Source organism: Flavobacterium sp. KH_035, assembly GCF_057839565.1.
On record NZ_CM174492.1, the window covers coordinates 3244722 to 3262664 of the forward strand.

Here is a 17943-nt window from a genome sequence, read left to right on the forward strand (position 1 = left end):
TTTTTTTGCTTCGATTGGTTTAGGGGTAAGAACTGTTTAGTGTTTTTTAAATCGTGATTTTTTTAGTGCAGATCCATTCTTTTTTCTTTTGGTAGTTGAATGACTCTATTCAGTTTATACGGTATGCATGCTGTTATATAAGTGTATTAATGTGTTTAACCTCAAGGTTTTTCAATGTTTCAGGGGTTAAACTTCGTGAGCCTAATATTTTTATATGCTTTTGCATGGTAGGGGGTAAGTTGTCTTTGAATTTTAGGAGGATAATTTGTTAAATTTCTATATTTTATTTGAATTTCATTTATTTATTTTATATTTAGCTTTATTTTAGTTAAAAAGCGAATTTTTGTGTAATGAATTTGCTCTATATTAGTGATTTGTGTATTAAAAACCTTTCAATATATAGAAAAGTTCATTTTAAGAGTGCCGCTTAAAAATCTATAACCAAAACCACATAATTTATGAAGAAAAACTACCCACACTTAGTTTTGTTTGTTGTTCCTCTTGGTATTTTGTAAAGAATAGTAAGAATGGTGAGTTATCGTTTGATGTTTAAAGGAATGATATAGCGGTTTTTGCTGTTTCCGTTTAAATGTTTTCGATAGTATATCTCATGAGATTACCCTAAAATCTATTAAACAACTAAACCAAACCGAAAATGAAAAAGAACCTTAAGATGTTATCGTTACTAGTAATGATTAGTATTGGAGCATTTGCTCAAAAAGATGAATTAAAAGAAGCGCAGTCTTATTATGGTAAAGGAAAAAACCAAGAAGCTTTAGCCGTTTTAAAAAAAATAGAATATCTGATATTGAATGCGCCGGACGAGATAAAGACTGAATATTTTTTTACAAAAGGAAATATTTACAAGGATCTGGCAGCCAAAAATATAGATGCTGCAAGTAATTTTACGTTGGCATTGGCTGCATATCAGGACGTATTGTTGTATGAGAATGAGTCCCGTAACTACAAGTATGCATTTAAAGCGAATTCGGCTTTAAAAGAAATGAAATCCAAATTGGTTGATGGGGCGTATAGCGATTATAAAGCTGGAAAATTTAAAGAAAGCGCTGATAAGAGTTACGAAGTGTATTTGTTTGATAAAAAAGATACTTTAAACTTGTTTAATGCAGCTTCTTCTTCTATAACCGGAAAAGATTACAACGCAGCAATTAAATATTTTGAGGAACTTAGAAAACTTAATTATTCCGGAAAAGGTATGCTTTTTTATGCGACTAATAAAAAAACAAAACAGGAAGAAGTTTTCATTTCGATGAGTGCCAGAGAGTCAAGCATTAATGAAGGTCTTTATGAAAAACCGAGAAATATAAACCCGCCTTCAAGAAGGGAAGAGATTCTGGTTTCATTGGCCTATTCGTATTTAGAGAGAAATGATTTCCGTAATGCTGAAAAATACTATGAAGAAGGGTTAAAAGTCAATCAAAATTGCATGACCTGCTACATTAATCTCGCTTATGTGAAAGTACAGTTTAGAAAAGAAATACAGGAACAGATGTCTTCATTAGGAACCACTGCCAGTGAAATGAAACAGTATGATAAATTAGAAATTCAGAAAGATGAAGTTGTAAAAAGTGCAATCCCATATCTTCAAAAAGCATTGGCGATTGAACCTAAAAATGAAGGTGCTGCAAAATCACTTTTGGGTATTTACAGAACATTGAATATGACAAATGAATACAATGCGCTGAAAAGCAAACTGTAAAATTAAATAGAGGAGCTGCTAAGTTTTCTTTTTGGCAGCTTCTTCTAATAAAGATTTTTTACCAATGGTTCGGGTAATAATGTCTTTTTCTAAATCCCATCCTCTGGCCGGAGAATATTCACGTCCGTACCAAATAATCTGCAGGTGTAAATCATTCCATAGTTCTCTAGGGAATAATCTTTTAGCATCTTTTTCAGTTTGTACCACATTTTTTCCGTTGGAAAGATTCCATCTGTACATTAGTCTGTGAATGTGTGTGTCGACCGGAAAGGCAGGAACTCCAAAAGCCTGTGACATCACTACACTTGCCGTTTTATGACCAACTGCGGGTAAGGCTTCCAAATCTTCAAAACTCTGTGGCACTTCACCGTTATGCTTGTCAATTAAAATATGTGATAATCCGTGAATTCCTTTAGATTTCATTGGAGATAAACCACAAGGGCGGATGATTTCTTTGATTTCTTCAACCGACATTTTAATCATGTCGTACGGATTATCAGCTTTTGCAAAAAGCAATGGTGTAATCTGATTCACGCGAACGTCTGTACATTGTGCTGAAAGTAAAACTGCAATTAATAGAGTATACGGGTCTTTATGGTCTAATGGTACAGGTATAGTGGGGTAGAGTTCTTTTAACGTATTTATAACAAATGTTACGCGAGCTTCTTTATTCATTTCCGTAATTTTAATCCCGTAAAAATAGTATTATTTTAATTGCGATTTGTAAAAAGTACATTGTAAAATGTGAATTGTGATTGGTTGATTCTGGAGAATGAATTATTTCTAAGTTGTAATCTAATGATCAAACAATCTAGCAATCGAATAATCTAAGAAGTCTAAGAAAGTCTAACAATCTAAAATATCTAAATAAATGGTAACATTACAAAAAGGCGATAAAGCACCAAATTTCTCGGGAGTTGATCAGGATGGTAAAGGACATAAGCTAGCGGATTACGTCGGAAAGAAACTAGTAGTTTTCTTTTATCCAAAGGCAAGCACGCCTGGATGTACAGCTGAAGCTTGTGATTTAAGAGATAATTTTGAGCGATTTAAAGCGAATAATTACGAGCTATTAGGGGTAAGCGCCGACAGTCAGAAAGCACAGTTAAAATTCAAAGATAAATATGAGTTTCCTTTTCCGTTATTGGCTGACGAGGACAAATCGGTAATTAATGCGTTTGGAGTTTGGGGACCTAAGAAGTTTATGGGAAAAGAGTATGACGGAATCCACAGAACCACTTTTGTTATAGACGAAAACGGAATTATTGAAGAAGTGATTGCCCAGGTAAAAACGAAAGAGCATGCTGCGCAGATTTTGAAGTAAAAAAGAGTCTCAGTTTTCGGTCTTCAGTCTCAGTCTTCAGTCTCACTTTTCAAGTTTTAGTATACAGTGTAATAACTGCGACTGTAAACTGCGACTGCAAACTAAAAAAAGTCCCCAAAAGAAAATTTCTTGTTGGGGACTTTTTTTTATTATGTATTTTGTTCCAGTTCTTTCTGCGGATGATATCCAAAAAGATGGTGTTCTTTGATGATTTCGGCAATACCGGTTGGAAGCATGTGTTCCCATCCTGTTTTTCCCTGATTGATCATTTTTAGAACCTCGCGGGAGAAAACTTCTAAATTATGAGGGTCGTAATCTGCGATGTCAATTACTTTTCCGTTGAATTTAAAGAATTTGTATAATTCTTTCATTCTTGGATGTACTTTTAAGTTGTTTGAATTCATCAGAACACCATTTTCGTCTAACATTGGATATAAGAAAACTTTCATATCTCTGTAGAACAATTTTCCAAAGGCTTCCAGGATTCCACCACTTAAATGACGGTAGTATTTCTCATCAAAAATATCGACTAGATTGTTTACGCCCATTGCAAGTCCCATTCGGGCTTTGGTATAATTGGCGAAATATTCTACTACTTTATAATATTCTTGAAAGTTCGAAATCATTACGGTTTGACCCAAAGAGCAAAGAAGCTCTGCTCTGTCCATAAAGTCACGTTCGTCAATTTCACCATCCGAACGTAAGTTAGAAAGAGTAATCTCGAAAACAACAAGTGTATTGTCTTTGTCTACTTTGCTTTCTTCTAAAAACATTTTAAGAGATTTTTCATACATATCCATGTTTACTTTTGTAACAGGACGAAAACTTCCTCTTAAAGCAAGAAGGTTCTTTTTGTATAAGATGGCTGCCGGGAGAATGTTTTTTCCTTCCGGATTAAACATTACAGCATCCGTCATTCCGTTCTTAACCAGTTGCAAACTCATCAAACGATTATCAACATCCGCAAAACGTGGTCCTGAGAAGTTAATAGTGTCAATTTCGAGTTGGTCTTTGTCTAAGTGATCGTATAGATAACGAAGTAATCGTTTTGGATCGTTGTATTTGTAAAAAGCACCGTAAATTAGGTTTACCCCTAAAATCCCAAGTGTTTCCTGTTGTAGTCTGGCATCGGTTTCTTTAAAACGAATGTGTAGAATAATTTCGTTGTATGCTTCGTCCGGTTCAATCTGGTAGCGGATTCCTACCCAGCCATGGCCTTTAAATTGTTTTGCAAAATCTATAGTAGCAACAGTGTTCGCATAACTAAAGAAAAGCTTTGTTGGATGTTTTTCTCTGCTTAATCGTTCCTCGATGATTTGTCCCTCAAGGGTAAGCATTTTTTTTAACCGTTCTTCGGTTACATAGCGACCATCACTTTCAACTCCATAAACGGCATCGCTAAAATCTTTGTCATAGGCAGACATTGCTTTTGCAATTGTTCCCGATGAACCCCCGGATCTGAAAAAATGTCTTACTGTTTCCTGCCCGGCACCAATTTCAGCAAATGTTCCGTAAATATTCTCGTTTAAATTAATGCGTAACGCTTTGTCTTTTATAGAAGGGATCTGTTCGATGACCTTGTCACCTTTGAGTTTTATTTCTGTACCCATTTTATTTTAAATAGATTTGTTACAAAGTTAGTAAATTAGGCTTCTAATGAAAGAGAAATAATCCTATTTTTGTAAAAAAAATAAGTTCAATTGAAGGTATATTTTTTAGGTACTGGTACTTCTCAAGGCATTCCGATAATCGGAGTGGATCATCCTGTTTGCAAAAGCACTGACGCTAAGGATAAAAGGCTTCGTGTGTCCATTTGGATTACATGGGGCGAGCATTCCTATGTGATCGATTGCGGACCAGATTTCAGACAGCAAATGCTTTCCTGTGGCTGCCGAAAACTCGATGCTATTTTATTTACACATGAACATGCCGATCATACAGCCGGTCTGGATGACATTCGTCCGTATAATTTCAGACAAGGCGAAATTCCTGTGTATGCACATCAGCGCGTAATCGATAATTTAAAACGTCGTTTTGATTATGTTTTTGAAACCGTAAACAAATATCCGGGAGCACCCAGCGTTAAAACGATCGAAGTAGTCAATAATATTCCTTTTGCAGTTGGTGATAAAATAGCGATTCCAATTAATGTCATGCATGGTGATTTGCAGGTTTTTGGATACCGAATTGATGATTTTGCTTATTTAACGGATGTTAAAACCATTAATAAAGCGGAAGTTGAAAAACTGAAAAACTTAAAAGTGCTGGTTGTAAATGCGCTACGCGTAGAACCACACGATACTCACTTTAACTTGCAGGAAGCACTAGATTTTATTGATCTGGTGAAACCTGAAGTTGCTTATTTAACACATATCAGTCACGTTTTGGGCTTTCACGAAGAAGTGCAAAGACAATTGCCGGAAAATGTTTTTCTGGCTTATGATAATTTAGAAATTACAATTTAATTATACTACAAAAATGAAAAAATCCTTAATGCTTTACCTTTTTATCCTGGCGATATTAATGAATGTTTTTACTTATATGTTTTACAGCAGTGAAGTAAAATTTGAAAAGGAAAGATATGAGAAGACAACGAAGAAACTTAGAGATAGTATTAGTCTGGTATCAACAAAACTGGCTGAAGCGGATTATTTCTCTTTAGAACATAATGAAAACGCACAAAATTACTTTGACAACGGTGCTAGTGGAGGAAAAGTAATTTTATATGAAAAATTGATTCCACTGGTAACAGAGAAATTATTAGACTTAAATGCAAATCCAAACGGGAATCCTTATACGGGACAGGATAAAATTGGTCCGAATAAATTTATTATTAATAAAGTAAAAATTCTAAATCATAGATGGATTATTGCAGACTATAGTAATGGGGAATTGTGGGGAGAAGTCTTGTTAAAGTACTTTGTTAATGATGATGAAAGTATTACTTTTGAAGTAAACCAAACCTGGTTGTATCAAAAATAAGAATGTATTGTTTCGTTTTATAGAGGTTTAACTAAATATTTGACGTATGAAAAAGATTTTTTTATTTGCGGTTGTGATGGGGCTTTCGTTCTCTTGTGGAAAGAAAGTTGCTGAAGAGAATAAAACTCCTGAAAAGAAAGAGGAAGTAAGACCAGTTGTTGTTGGAGGTGATTCTGACGCTCATGGCTGTAAAGGTTCTGCGGGATATACCTGGTCTGTTCTTAAAAATGAATGTGTTCGTATTTTTGAAGTAGGTACAAAATTGGCTCATGCCGAAGATGGAAAAACATACTCGACTGTGGCTTATGTTATTTTTGACGGAAATAAAGCAGAGCTTTTTCTGGACACTAAAGATGAAGTAATCCTTTTAGAAAGAAAATCGGAAAGAGAGCCTTGGGTAAAGGGTGATTATCAGTTAATTGCCTGGAAAGGTTATGTACTGAAAAAGAATGGTAAAATTATCTATACAGGCGAATAGATTATAACGTTTCGGCTTTTATAGCTTTTGATGTTAGATGTAAAATGTGAGATGTAAAAATGATTGGTTTATCATTTTTACATCTCACATTTTACTTTTTACTAAAAACTATTCCGCCAGCCAATTCTTAAAGTCAAAGAAATTCTGTGGCGCAACACCGTGACCAACAGGATATTCTTTATAAGTTGCCGGGATGTTTAATTTTTCTAAAATTGCCGGAGTTTTTCTGGCCCATTCAATTGGTATAACCTGATCGACAGTTCCGTGAGAAGCAAATATTTTCAGGTTTGTAAAATTGTTATTTTCGTAACCTTCTTTTATGATTTCTTCGTTGAAGTAACCGCTCATAGCTACTACCCGTTGTACTTTTTCTGGATACGAAAGCGCCACGGCATAGCTTAAAATTGATCCCTGACTGAAACCAACCAAAGTTACATTGTTGGCATCAATAGGATAGTTTGCAGTCAATTCATCAATGAAGGAAGCAATTACATCACGGGAAGTTTTTGCCTGTTCATTGTCTGAAAATTTATTCTGATCGGGATCAAAGTTGATGGCATACCAGGCATAAGCACCATATTGTATATCGTAAGGAGCTCTGGCTGAAATGATGTAATAGTGATCAGGAAGTTCGGTTGCAAACGAAAATAAATCGGCTTCGTTGCTGCCATATCCGTGTAACAAAAGTAAAACAGGATTTTTGTCTAAGATAACTTTTGGTTCTTGTATTTTATATTCTAGAGATAGATTCATTTTTTTAGTTTTCAGTCGCGGTTTCAGTTTTAAGCTGAATTACGGACTTATTAGGATTTTTATTGGTGTTTTTGCTTGTCTATATTCAAATTTAATGCGCTGATGAAACAGATTCTCTAAAGCGAAAACGCAGATTTTAAAGGATTACTTTTTTGGAGTTTGGAATTTAAAATTTAGATTTTTTTTCTAATTTTAATTTAAAAATTAACCTATTTTTTGAAACCATTTTTGGAAAAGTTCTCCCACTAACGGAATTGGTTTTGTTTGACCCTGAATGGCAGTAAAAATCCCGTAAGTCCATAAAATCGAAATACAGATCCACATCGGGAAAGTAATGAAAAAGCTGTCAAAATTGCTGATGATGGCTCCGAATGAAATAAATGTCAGGGAAAGTCCTAATGCCTGGCGGATGTGAAAAGAAGCAAAGCTGTTTTTGTCTTCAGAGTTCATCGACATTGCAATTAATACCCCAATAATCAAAATATAACTGGTGATAGCGATTGGTTTTCCCTTTTCAATTGAATTGTTCATTGTAATTATTTAGAGGTAACAAGTTTATTTTGATTTAATATTCCGTACACAGTTCCTTTGATTTCTGCTCCTAAAAAAGCCGAATTTTTGGATTTAGAGAGAATGTTTTCTTTTGTAAAAGTTGATTCCCCTTCCGGATTAAAGAAAGTGAAGTTGGCTTTTGAGCCTTCGGTAATAGTATTATTTTGAATCCCGAAAACAGATTTTCCTAAAGTTAATTTTTCAATTACGGTTTCTAAAGGTAAAACGGTTAATAAAGCACCAAAAGCGCTTTCAAGACCAATTGTTCCGTTTTTAGCCGTATCAAATTCCATTTTCTTGAATTCGATATCAATTGGGTTGTGATCAGAAGTAATCATATCAATTGTACCGTCTAAAACTGCATTTAAAAGAGCAGTTCTGTCTGTTTCGTTTCTAAGTGGTGGTGTTACTTTAAAACGGGTATCAAATTCTTCCAGTTTTTCGTCAGTCAATACAAGATGATGTACAGCAACACTACAGCTTACCTGCAAGCCTTTTGCTTTAGCTTCTTTAATTAATGCTACTGTTTTTGCTGTAGAAACTGTTGGAATGTGTAGTTTTCCACCAGTGTATTCCAACAAAAATAAGTTTCTTGCAACTTGAAGTTCTTCTGCCAAAGCAGGGATTCCTTTAAGACCTAGTCTTGTTGAAACGATTCCTTCATTGGCAACTCCGTTTCCTTTTAGGTTAGGGTCTTGAACGTAAGTAATCACTAAGCCGTCAAAGTCTTGAACGTACTGCAAAGCAATTTTTAAAAGATTGGCATTATCGATGCTTTTGTTGTAATCTCCAAAAGCGACGGCTCCTGCTTTCTTCATATCAAATAATTCTGCCATATCCTTTCCTTCGCTGGCTTTGGTTAAAGCTCCAATAGGGAAAAGTTCTGTTGCAAAACCGGTTGCTTTGTTTTTTACAAAATTTACCTGTGATTGATTGTCAATAACTGGGAAGGAGTTGGGTTGAAGCGCAACGGCTGTAAAACCACTTTTTGCAGCAACATTCAATCCGCTAGCGATCGTTTCTCTGTCTTCATAACCTGGTTCTCCAAAGGAAACACTGCTGTCAAACCAGCCTTGAGAAAGATGTAAGTGGTCAAATTTAACTTCGGTTGTATCCTCGATATCAAGAATCGAAGTTCCTATTTTTTCAATTAAACCATCTGCAATTAAAAGATCAACAGTCTGATTGTGAAACGGACTTTTTGAATCGATAATTTTGGCGCTTCTGATGATTATTTTCATATGTAGAGAAATTTATTTTTTAATGAAATCGTAAAATGATTTTTGTAAAAAGTAAAATGTTTCAAAAGTAAAACCGAAAACTACTTTACAAATTTTATAATTGCCATTTCCAATGCTAAAAATAACAGTGCAAAGATAACAAACCATTTCCAAATTTGGCTGTCTGTACGCTCAGTTTGTAAGGTGTTAAAAATGGTTGAAATGGTATCGGCGGTTTTAAAATCTGAAACGACATTTGTGTTTACCTGACTCAAATCGCTTTCGCTTCTTTTGTAATTGAAACTCAGGTTTTCAACCCATTCTTTTCGATCAAAAACACTATAGTTTCCGGCTGTTTCCGGAAAATCATTGAAGGTCAGTTTGACTTTGCTGTTCAATACTTGCTGAATGGGAATAAAAGAATCATCGTTTCCTCTTACTTCCAGAATAGCATCTTTGGTTAATAATACATCTACAAAGTAAGGCTGATTGCTTCCTATAACCAGGGCATTAACTCCTGTTTTTTGATTGTTTTGTCCCATTTTATAAAACAAGGGAACAATTAATGGTGATTGCTGAAAGTTTGAATTTGCCGCATTAATAGGGGCGGAAAAAACTGTAATTCCGGAAACCGGATTTTGAATGGCTGTAACAAACACGCTTTGATCTTCGTAAGATAAAACTGCCGGATAAGGGCTTGAAAGATTGAAAGAACTGTTTGTTTTTGGATATTGAAAATTTGTGATTTTATTCTCAAAAACACCGGAGAATAACGGATGATCAAAATTGATTTTGGTGATTAACTTCGCTTTGGTTTCAAGAGCTGTAAACTGAATTTTCCCAAAATTACCTAAAAAAGAATTCAAATTTGAAATCGACGTTTTCTCGGACGGAATCACGACTAAGTTACCTCCTTTAGCAACAAAAGCTTTTAAAGTAGTTTGCAGTGCCTGCGGAACTTCAGTTAATTCATTTAAAATGATCGTGTTTTGTTTGTCCAGACTATTGTAATCCAAACTGCTAATTGAATAATTGTTATAGTTGAATTCTGCTGACGTATAAATTCGGGACAGGAAATTGCTTTTTTCAGGCTCACCAATACTGATGATATTGGTTTTCTTCGTTTTTAGAATACTGAAATATAGTTTGTTGTCATAAGTTAATCCATTGTCTTCAATAACGACATAGCCATGAAAAGCCTCTTTAGGAATGGTAAAGTTGATTTTCTTTTTCTTTGCATCAAAATTGATAATGGTCTTAGCAATTAGCTTGCTTTGATTGTATAACGCCATCGAAATAGGCTTGAAATCTTCACCGTAAGCAGATAAACTAACGCCTATCTCGTAGAAGTTCTCTAAGGTTTGATTGATAAAAACACTGTCTATGGCAATGTTATTTTTTTGCTCAGCTTCCGGGATAATAAAATAGGGTTTCTCTTCTGTATCAATGTTTTTTACATCTTTTTCGGCTAAACCTACAGCATCAGTAATAACAATAATATCTTTTTTATGCGCTGATTTGTGCGCTTTGATCTTAGCTATTATCGATGGAAGTTCAAATGGAGTAGCGCTGTACTTTAGGTTTTGTAAAGCACTTTTTGATGATTTGATATCTGTGTTCCAATAATTTTCGGTATTGGTCAGTAATGAAAAAGTGGTGTTTTCGGGCGTGTTTTCCAGTAATTCCTGTACAGCACGTTTTAGCAGTTCACCTTTTTTACCTTTGGCTTGCATGCTAAACGAGTTGTCAAGAATGATATACATTTCGTTAGCTGCATTTTTGCTGTCCTTGGCCTGAAAAAAAGGCTGAGCAAAAGCGAGAATGATAAAGGTTAATAATAATAAACGGGTAGCCAGCAATAATCGTTTTTTGATTTTAGAACTCTTACGGGTCTGAATAGCAAGTTCTTTCAGGAAACGAACATTGGTAAAGAAAGAGGTTTTAAAACGTCGTAATTGAAATAAATGAACCAAAATTGGAACAATTAACAAAAACAGAAAGTATAGAATTTCGGGATGTTTAAAATGCATTCGGGCTTCGATTTACTTCACTACGTTTTATTTTTCGCGAAGACACTGGTCAAAAATACAAATTTTTACGCAAAACAGATCAGTTATGAGAGAGATTATAAGCAAAGGTTACTGAGGCTGAAAATTAATGAATTTTTATTTTTTGCGGGTTTTGGAAAAGTAAGCTGTGTTGTTTGAAAAATGTAACTTTTGTAATTCCTTTTGTAATAAAAAAAGGGTTCAGAAAAGATATTATTCCCTATTTTAGCGTATATAAAAATTAATTCAAAGATTATGAAGAGATTATATGTAGTACTTTTTTCTGCTTTGTCCTGTGTAGGTTTGCAAGCTCAGAACAGATTCAATTTGCTGGTAGGGACTTACACGAATACCTGTCAGAGCAATGGAATTTATGTTTATGAATTTGATGCTGATTCAGGTGCTTTTAAATTGAAAAGTTCTTCTGAAAGCGTTGTGAGTCCAAGTTATTTGTCTGTTTCGGCTGATAATAAATTTGTTTATGCTGTAAACGAAAACGGACCTCAAAGTTCGGTTAGTGCTTTTGGTTACGATCCGGTAGGCGGAAAACTTACTTTTTTGAATAAAAATGATGCTTTGGGAGCTGATCCCTGTCATTTGATTAATGATGACAAAAATGTGCTTGTCGCGAATTATTCAGGTGGTAATATCGCTGTTTTTAAAAAGAATACAGATGGAAGTATTTCCGAAGCACAGCAGTTGGTTCAACATGAAGGGAAAGGTATTAATGTAGCACGTCAGGAAAAAGCACATGTGCATATGGTTGCTTTTTCGCCGGATAAAAAGTTTGTTTTATCTAACGATTTAGGTCTGGATAAGGTTTTTATTTATAAATATAATGCCAATGCTAAAAATGAAATCTTAACACTTAAAGGAACTGTAGACGTAAAACCAGGAAGCGGACCAAGACATTTAACGTTTAGCAAAGATGGTAAATTTGTATATCTGGTTCAGGAATTAGACGGTACGCTGACTACTTTTAGTTTTGATAAAAACGGAAGCCTGAAAGCAGTCGCCGAAACCAGCATTTTGCCAAAAGGATTTAAAGGAGGGACAGGAGCGGCGGCCATTAAAATTTCGCCTGACGGAGCATTTTTATACGTTACAGATCGTGTAGATGCCAATTCGATTGCAGTTTATAAAATTCAAAAAGAGGGTGGAATTGAACTGGTGGAGCAAATCAGTACTTTAGGAAAAGGCCCAAGAGATTTTGCAATCGATCCTAGCGGGAATTATCTTTTAGTGGGGCATCAGTATACCAATGATATTATTGTTTTTAAAAGAGACATAGCAACTGGAAAATTAACAGATACCGGAAAGAGAATCGGATTGTGTTCTCCGGTTGGGTTGGTTTTTACAAGAATATAGTTTATTAAGGTACTAAGTTGCTAAGGTTCTAAGATACTAAGGAGTTAAGGCTATGAGTTTCGAAGTAATAAAAAAGCTCAAAATATTGAACTAAGTTATTCTTAATTCAATATTTTGAGCTTTTTGTTTAATCCTTAGTATCTTAGAGCCTTAGCAACTTAGTGCCTTAGAATCTATTTATCCTTATCTTTTCTCTTCTTGTCTCTCGTTTTTAACATGTTTCGATTGACAGATCCATGGGTTTTCTTTTTTGTTTTGGAAGGACCTCCAAGGTTAACTTTTTTATTCTTTTTAGCTTTTTCGTGAAAGGCACCATCACCATCAAGTTTTTGTTTTTTCATTAAAAACTTAATAGGTTGTCTGTCTTTTTCAGGTTCAATTAACTTGGTTGAAATTTCAACTTCTTCAGGGAAATCTGCGATTTCAAGTTCCTGATTCATTAAGACTTCAACTTCAATTTTAAATTCTTCTTCACGTGGTGTAATGAAACTAATAGCTGTTCCTGTAGCGTCGGCACGACCTGTACGACCAATTCTGTGCATATAAAGTTCCGGGAATTCAGGAAGTTCGAAGTTGATAACGTGAGAGATGTTTGAAATATCTAAACCTCTCGCCATAATGTCTGTGGTGATTAATCCGCGGAGATTTCCTTCTTGGAATTCTGCCATGGTACTCAAACGGTAATTTTGAGATTTATTGGAGTGAATTACGCCAAATTGTCCTTCAAAATCTTCTTCGATTCGGGTATGAAGCATATCCGAAATCTTTTTATTGTTTACGAAAACCAAAACACGTTCCATATTTTCGTTGGTTTCAAGTAAATGTTTTAGGAGATTTACTTTAGTATTGAAATTTGGAACATTATAAGTAATCTGTGTAATTTTTTCTAAAGGAGTTCCCGAGGCAGCAAGTGTTACTTCTTCCGGAAAGTCAAAAAAGTCATTCAGTACAGCATCAACCTCATCTGTCATAGTTGCTGAGAAAAGAATGTTCTGACGTTTGGTTTTCATCATTGCTAAAAGAGCCGTCAATTGTGTACGGAAACCTAAATTCAGCATTTCGTCAAACTCATCAATGACTAATTTTTGAGTTTCATCAAAACGTACTACGGCATCCAAGGCTAAATCCATGGTTCTACCAGGGGTTCCTACTAAGATATCGACACCTTCGTATACAGCTTTTTTTTGTGTATTGATGTTTACCCCACCAAAAATACCAAGTGTTTTAACCGACATGTATTTGGTTAATTTCTCTACTTCTTCTACAACCTGAACTACTAATTCACGCGTTGGAACCAGAATTACAATTTTTGGTGTATTGGTATTGGTAAATTTGTAAAGTTTTAAAAGAGGTAATAAGTAAGCAAACGTTTTACCGGTACCAGTTTGCGCAATTCCCATCATGTCCCGGCCAGACATAATCACGGCAAAAGATTTTTCCTGAATAGGGGTAGGCGTAACAAATCCTAATTCGTCGATTGCTTTTTGTACTGATTTTGGGAGATTGAATTTTTCGAAAGTGCTCATTTGCATTAAATTTTGTGCAAATATAGCTATAAATAGCTGATAATTGATGTTTCTTAGAAATTACAAAGGTTTATGGTATTCGTATTTCTCAAAAAAGTGGTTTCAAATACTATAAAAAACGTTTTATTCGCAATAAAAGTTCATTTGGATTAAAGGGTTTTGCAATAAAATCGTCTACACCCAGTTCAAAAGCTTCTTCAACGGTGTTCTCTTCTTCTCCAAGTGAAGAAAGTGCGATAACGCGAATATTGCTGTAATTTTGTTTGATTTCATTAATAATTTCTAAACCGGATTTAAGCGGAATAGTAATCGTGGTAATAACCAAATCGGGCATAATAACAGGCAGACGCTCCATGGCACTGATACCATCTTTTGCAATACTTACTTTATATCCTTCTTTTTTAAGAATGAATTTTAGAATTTCAACAGTCATATCATCATTATCGATGATCATAATTTTTTTATCAGCAGTATCCATTTTGGCTCTTATTTTTTAAACAATTCTATCTCGTCCAGCATTATCATAGCTTTTTTGTTTTTTCGTTTCCTCCAGGCGGGCAGTTCCTTCTGGTTCTCTGCGACGATTTTAATTTTGGCAAAACTACTGAAGATTGGATTCCTAATTTCCCATGATTTTGTTGTAATTTCGTAGTCTTCTGTTAAAATGTCACAAATTTGGTCGTTTATAAGCTCCCATTTCTGATTTTTGAAACCGTATATTTTGATGTTTTTTGGGGTGAAAATCCAATGTCTCTGGTCACTTAGAAAATTTAATTTCAGGATATTAAAAGTAAGGTTTTTGGTTTCAATTTCAATTTCGGGATTCGTTTCGTACCATCCAATCCAGTTACTATTGAAATCTTTGTAACCTCTGTTTCCGTCGACTAAGCCATAACTTCCTTTGCCTTTAAATTCATCTGAAGGAGGTGTTATAAAGGTAACCTTTAAATCCTCGCCCAAATGAGTGGTTGTGTTTTTGCAAATTTCAATCCATTCTTTATAATAATTATCCGGGGAAAGTCCGTTTTCGCTCAATTCATAAATTCCTAATTGATTGCAGGATTGGGCAAATTTTAAAACTCTTTCTGTTAAACCTTTTTTTACTTCTTTTTCTCCTTTAGAATTTACGATAAACATACCGTGTTGGTTTTTGCCATAAAATTTCGCCTGCTCAAAGTAGACAAATTCTAAAGCCAGTCGTAATTTATGGACACGTGAACTTAAAACAGAATCATTTTCGACGGCTGTAAATGCCTGCTCGAGTAAATGATCGTACTGGTCCATAGCTTCCGGAGTCAGGAAAGTATTTCGGGCCTGAACGGGACCTGAATAGATGTCTAAGTAAGCTTTGCTTTTGTTTTGATTGGCTTCCAGCAAGTCAAGGTATTTTGCCACGAAAGGAGCCGCTTTTCCGTAAAAACCTCTGAAAAAATCGGCCGTTACGGCTTTCACATCAATATCGGTATTCCACATTAATTTGGCGAGAAGATATTGTCGCAATTCCGAAAAATCTCCGGGAACATCAGCATAGCCCTGCACGAATAATCCTTTTACTTTGTTTTTTTTAAAGAGCTTATAGTTGTCCTGAAAAGATTCAAAATTAGGAAAGGGTGACATGAAATTAGAGAACTGTACGGTATAATCCCATAAAAATAAGTGTGGTGAAGTTGTGCTCCAGTTTTCTAAATTTTTTACAAATGAAGGTGAGCTTTGACTGGTAATTGGTTTGCCGCGATCCAGTTCGATTGGACATAAAATAGTATAAATATTGGGGGCTATTTTCAAATTTACCGGAGGTCTGAAAGTATGAAGATAGGCCAGTGTGGTAATCTTTGTTTTAGGAAAGTGAGCTGCAATTTTATTTAGAAAATAGTAAAAGGAACCTTGCGGACCGCCATATTTGTTGTTCATGGCCCTGCATTCGGTACATTCGCAATAAACTACGTCGTCGTTCTGGCTTACCGAATAGAATTGTGCATTGGGTGTTTTTGAGATAATTTCGGCCATATTTTTCTCGACCAAACGTACAACCGTATCGTTGGTCATGCACAAAGATTCCGTATTTCGTTCGCCTTCATACAAAGCAAAAAGCTTGGGGTTGCTTTTATAATACTCCTTTGGCGGAACAAGTGTACTGAAAGAATGCCCCCAAAGACCGAAATCGTCTATATGCCAGTCGAGTTTGTGCCAGTCTCTGAAATCTTCATCATAACAATCGGGGTAAAACAAGGCTCTGTAATCAAAAGAAGGCTGGTAGGTTTTGCTGGTGTTTTTTGAAAAAGTAAATAGGGTTACTTTCGGAATGTAGGTTTCTGTGGCGGTGAATTTCCGAAACTCCCAGATTTCCAATAAAGAATAAACGGCATAACGCAGGTATTTTTGATTTGGAGCAGTTACATAAAGTGATTTCGAATCACTTTTGATGATGAACTCATTTGCTTTAAGTTTTTTGTCGTTGGAAATTTCCAGAACGATTTCGGAGGCAGTACTTTCTTTCTTGCTTTCAGATACAATTTGAAATGGCTTTGAAATGGCTTTGTCAAGATACTTCTTCAGGATTCCTGCCGCCGCCTGTGTATTTTCAGCTGTCGCAATAATCTTGTTTTGATCGGATATTATAATTTCAGATTGTGCCATCATCTTAAAGCTAAGCAGGGTGAGTAGAAAAATTGGGAAATAAAGAGTTTGCTTTCTTTTCATACGATTTAGAATTTATATTGCAGTATAAAAGCAAAATCAAGTTCGTTTTGAAATTTCTTCGGGCTGTATTCTTGTTGATTGTCCGTGATTAATATTCCGAAAATATAATGGTTTTTGATTAATTTATAAAAACCGGCACTTAATCTGTAAGAGCTTAAAGAGACTCTGCTTTGATACTCTACTGATCTGGTTTGATCGTCCGGTGAAGTTCCGTAACCCGCAATTACAGTAACATAATCAAATTTAGTTCCGTAATAGTAACGCGAAGTCAGAGTTAACGAAGTGCCTTCTTTTTGAATATAGGATCTTAAATTGACCCAATAAGAGCCAAAGTATTTCCCCAGGCCTACATTTAAGGTTTTTAAATTGCTGTTGTCCTGCATTTCGATGAAGCGAAAGCCTAAATCGGCCTCCCAGCCTTTGTTGAAATTGTAGAAATAGGAGTAGCCCAGTCTCCATTCTGGAAAAGCATTGTCTTTGCTGTAGGCAACGTCAATATAAGAGTAATTGTTTTTCTTTCCCGAAAGATAGGATTCTACTTCAAACTGAAGTCCGCTGGCCATAACCAGATTGGAGGACAGTCTTTTTGCATAACTGACTCTTCCTATTACGCTTCCCCAGGTACGTTGCCGCATATAATCGGCACTTACCAGATGCCAGGGGCCTACACCGTCACGATCAATTGTGGTGTAGTTGTAGTAAGTACCTGCACGATCGATATTAGTTTTAGAATATAAGGTAAAAAGACGCTGTTCGATGTCGGCATCATGGGGGTATTTTGCCCGAATCGATTTTAGCTCTTTTTCTTCATTTTTAGTGTCGTTTTGCAAAGAATAAATGGAAATTCTTTTAAGTCGGAAGTTTTTATTATCAGGAAACAACTCAATGGCTTTATCGGTTAAGTCCAGAGCATCATCATAATTTTTGACTGCTAAATCCATATTGATCAGATAGAGGTAGGCATCTTCGTATTTGGGGTTTTTATCAATCACATAATTGTAATAAAATCGGGCGCTGTCTTTTACTTTTGTCAAGTCGTAATTTCGTCCCAGTACTAGATAGAAATCAAGATAATCCGGGGCCAGTTTTTTGCCTAATAGAGCTTTTTGGATATTGGCCTTATAATTTGGACGGATGCTTTTCATGTCTTTGATCACTACAGTCAAAAGACTATCAGTGTCTATTTTTTGTCCTTTAACCGTTTGAAAGGCCAATAAAAAGAAGCAGATAAGCAGTTTTACAAAATGTATATTTTTGTTATGGTTCATAATC

The 17943-nt window shown here is 35.2% G+C and carries 16 protein-coding genes; 6 read left to right on the forward strand and 10 right to left on the reverse strand.

Translation table 11 applies throughout. From position 1 onward, the window contains the following. The first annotated feature begins 655 nt into the window (after positions 1–655). Complete coding sequence (locus AC3IS6_RS13285) at positions 656–1720, forward strand: tetratricopeptide repeat protein (RefSeq protein ID WP_489159997.1); 1065 nt, start codon at positions 656–658, stop codon at positions 1718–1720. 18 nt (positions 1721–1738) lie between these two features. Here AC3IS6_RS13285 and AC3IS6_RS13290 read toward each other — a convergent pair whose 3' ends face one another. After that, a complete protein-coding gene (locus AC3IS6_RS13290) occupies positions 1739–2395 on the reverse strand; it encodes an endonuclease III domain-containing protein (RefSeq protein WP_489159999.1) in 657 nt (218 codons plus the stop codon). Between the two features lie 196 nt (positions 2396–2591). On the opposite strand from AC3IS6_RS13290, the gene bcp reads away from it, so the two are divergent. After that, a complete protein-coding gene (bcp, locus tag AC3IS6_RS13295; protein WP_489160001.1) occupies positions 2592–3044 on the forward strand; it encodes a thioredoxin-dependent thiol peroxidase in 453 nt (150 codons plus the stop codon). A 149-nt stretch (positions 3045–3193) separates the two neighbouring features. On the opposite strand, the gene AC3IS6_RS13300 is transcribed toward bcp, so the two are convergent. Beyond that, positions 3194–4654, reverse strand: a complete 1461-nt coding sequence (locus AC3IS6_RS13300; protein ID WP_173966794.1) for a TonB-dependent receptor — start codon at positions 4652–4654, stop codon at positions 3194–3196. A 90-nt stretch (positions 4655–4744) separates the two neighbouring features. Here AC3IS6_RS13300 and AC3IS6_RS13305 point away from each other — a divergent pair, with 90 nt between their 5' ends. Genes AC3IS6_RS13305 through AC3IS6_RS13315 form a run of 3 tightly spaced genes read left to right on the forward strand, consistent with a single transcriptional unit; the run spans position 4745 to position 6504 of the window. Next, entirely contained in the window at positions 4745–5509 is a 765-nt protein-coding gene (locus AC3IS6_RS13305) for an MBL fold metallo-hydrolase (RefSeq protein WP_489160003.1), read from the forward strand. Between the two features lie 13 nt (positions 5510–5522). Continuing rightward, positions 5523–6026: a hypothetical protein gene (locus tag AC3IS6_RS13310; protein ID WP_263360397.1), complete on the forward strand. Its 504-nt coding sequence runs from the start codon at positions 5523–5525 to the stop codon at positions 6024–6026. Between the two features lie 46 nt (positions 6027–6072). Continuing rightward, on the forward strand, positions 6073–6504 hold the full coding sequence (locus tag AC3IS6_RS13315) for a hypothetical protein (RefSeq protein ID WP_489160005.1): 432 nt from the start codon (positions 6073–6075) through the stop codon (positions 6502–6504). Positions 6505–6612: 108 nt separating this feature from the next. On the opposite strand, the gene AC3IS6_RS13320 is transcribed toward AC3IS6_RS13315, so the two are convergent. The 4 genes from AC3IS6_RS13320 to AC3IS6_RS13335 form a co-directional block, all read right to left on the reverse strand. Then, on the reverse strand, positions 6613–7257 hold the full coding sequence (locus AC3IS6_RS13320) for an alpha/beta hydrolase (protein ID WP_489160007.1): 645 nt from the start codon (positions 7255–7257) through the stop codon (positions 6613–6615). A 204-nt stretch (positions 7258–7461) separates the two neighbouring features. Then, the gene (locus tag AC3IS6_RS13325) at positions 7462–7788 is read right to left on the reverse strand and encodes a membrane protein (RefSeq protein WP_017498824.1); all 327 of its coding nucleotides are present in this window, start codon (positions 7786–7788) and stop codon (positions 7462–7464) included. Positions 7789–7793: 5 nt separating this feature from the next. After that, on the reverse strand, positions 7794–9050 hold the full coding sequence (locus AC3IS6_RS13330; protein WP_489160009.1) for a dihydroorotase: 1257 nt from the start codon (positions 9048–9050) through the stop codon (positions 7794–7796). Between the two features lie 80 nt (positions 9051–9130). Then, a complete protein-coding gene (locus AC3IS6_RS13335; RefSeq protein ID WP_489160011.1) occupies positions 9131–11059 on the reverse strand; it encodes a BatA domain-containing protein in 1929 nt (642 codons plus the stop codon). Positions 11060–11332: 273 nt separating this feature from the next. On the opposite strand from AC3IS6_RS13335, the gene AC3IS6_RS13340 reads away from it, so the two are divergent. Beyond that, positions 11333–12445 carry a lactonase family protein gene (locus tag AC3IS6_RS13340; protein ID WP_489160013.1) on the forward strand — a complete coding sequence of 371 codons (1113 nt, stop codon included), beginning with the start codon at positions 11333–11335 and terminating at the stop codon, positions 12443–12445. A 173-nt stretch (positions 12446–12618) separates the two neighbouring features. Here the strand turns inward: AC3IS6_RS13340 and AC3IS6_RS13345 are convergent, their stop codons facing one another. From AC3IS6_RS13345 to AC3IS6_RS13360, 4 genes are all read right to left on the reverse strand, one after another. Continuing rightward, the gene (locus AC3IS6_RS13345) at positions 12619–13971 is read right to left on the reverse strand and encodes a DEAD/DEAH box helicase (RefSeq protein WP_489160014.1); all 1353 of its coding nucleotides are present in this window, start codon (positions 13969–13971) and stop codon (positions 12619–12621) included. Between the two features lie 109 nt (positions 13972–14080). Then, positions 14081–14449, reverse strand: coding sequence for a response regulator transcription factor (locus AC3IS6_RS13350; RefSeq protein ID WP_291287640.1), 369 nt, complete (start codon positions 14447–14449; stop codon positions 14081–14083). A gap of 8 nt (positions 14450–14457) precedes the next feature. Beyond that, positions 14458–16671 carry a glycoside hydrolase family 20 protein gene (locus AC3IS6_RS13355; RefSeq protein ID WP_489160015.1) on the reverse strand — a complete coding sequence of 738 codons (2214 nt, stop codon included), beginning with the start codon at positions 16669–16671 and terminating at the stop codon, positions 14458–14460. Positions 16672–16676: 5 nt separating this feature from the next. Next, positions 16677–17939 carry a YaiO family outer membrane beta-barrel protein gene (locus AC3IS6_RS13360; protein WP_489160016.1) on the reverse strand — a complete coding sequence of 421 codons (1263 nt, stop codon included), beginning with the start codon at positions 17937–17939 and terminating at the stop codon, positions 16677–16679. Positions 17940–17943: the final 4 nt, after the last annotated feature.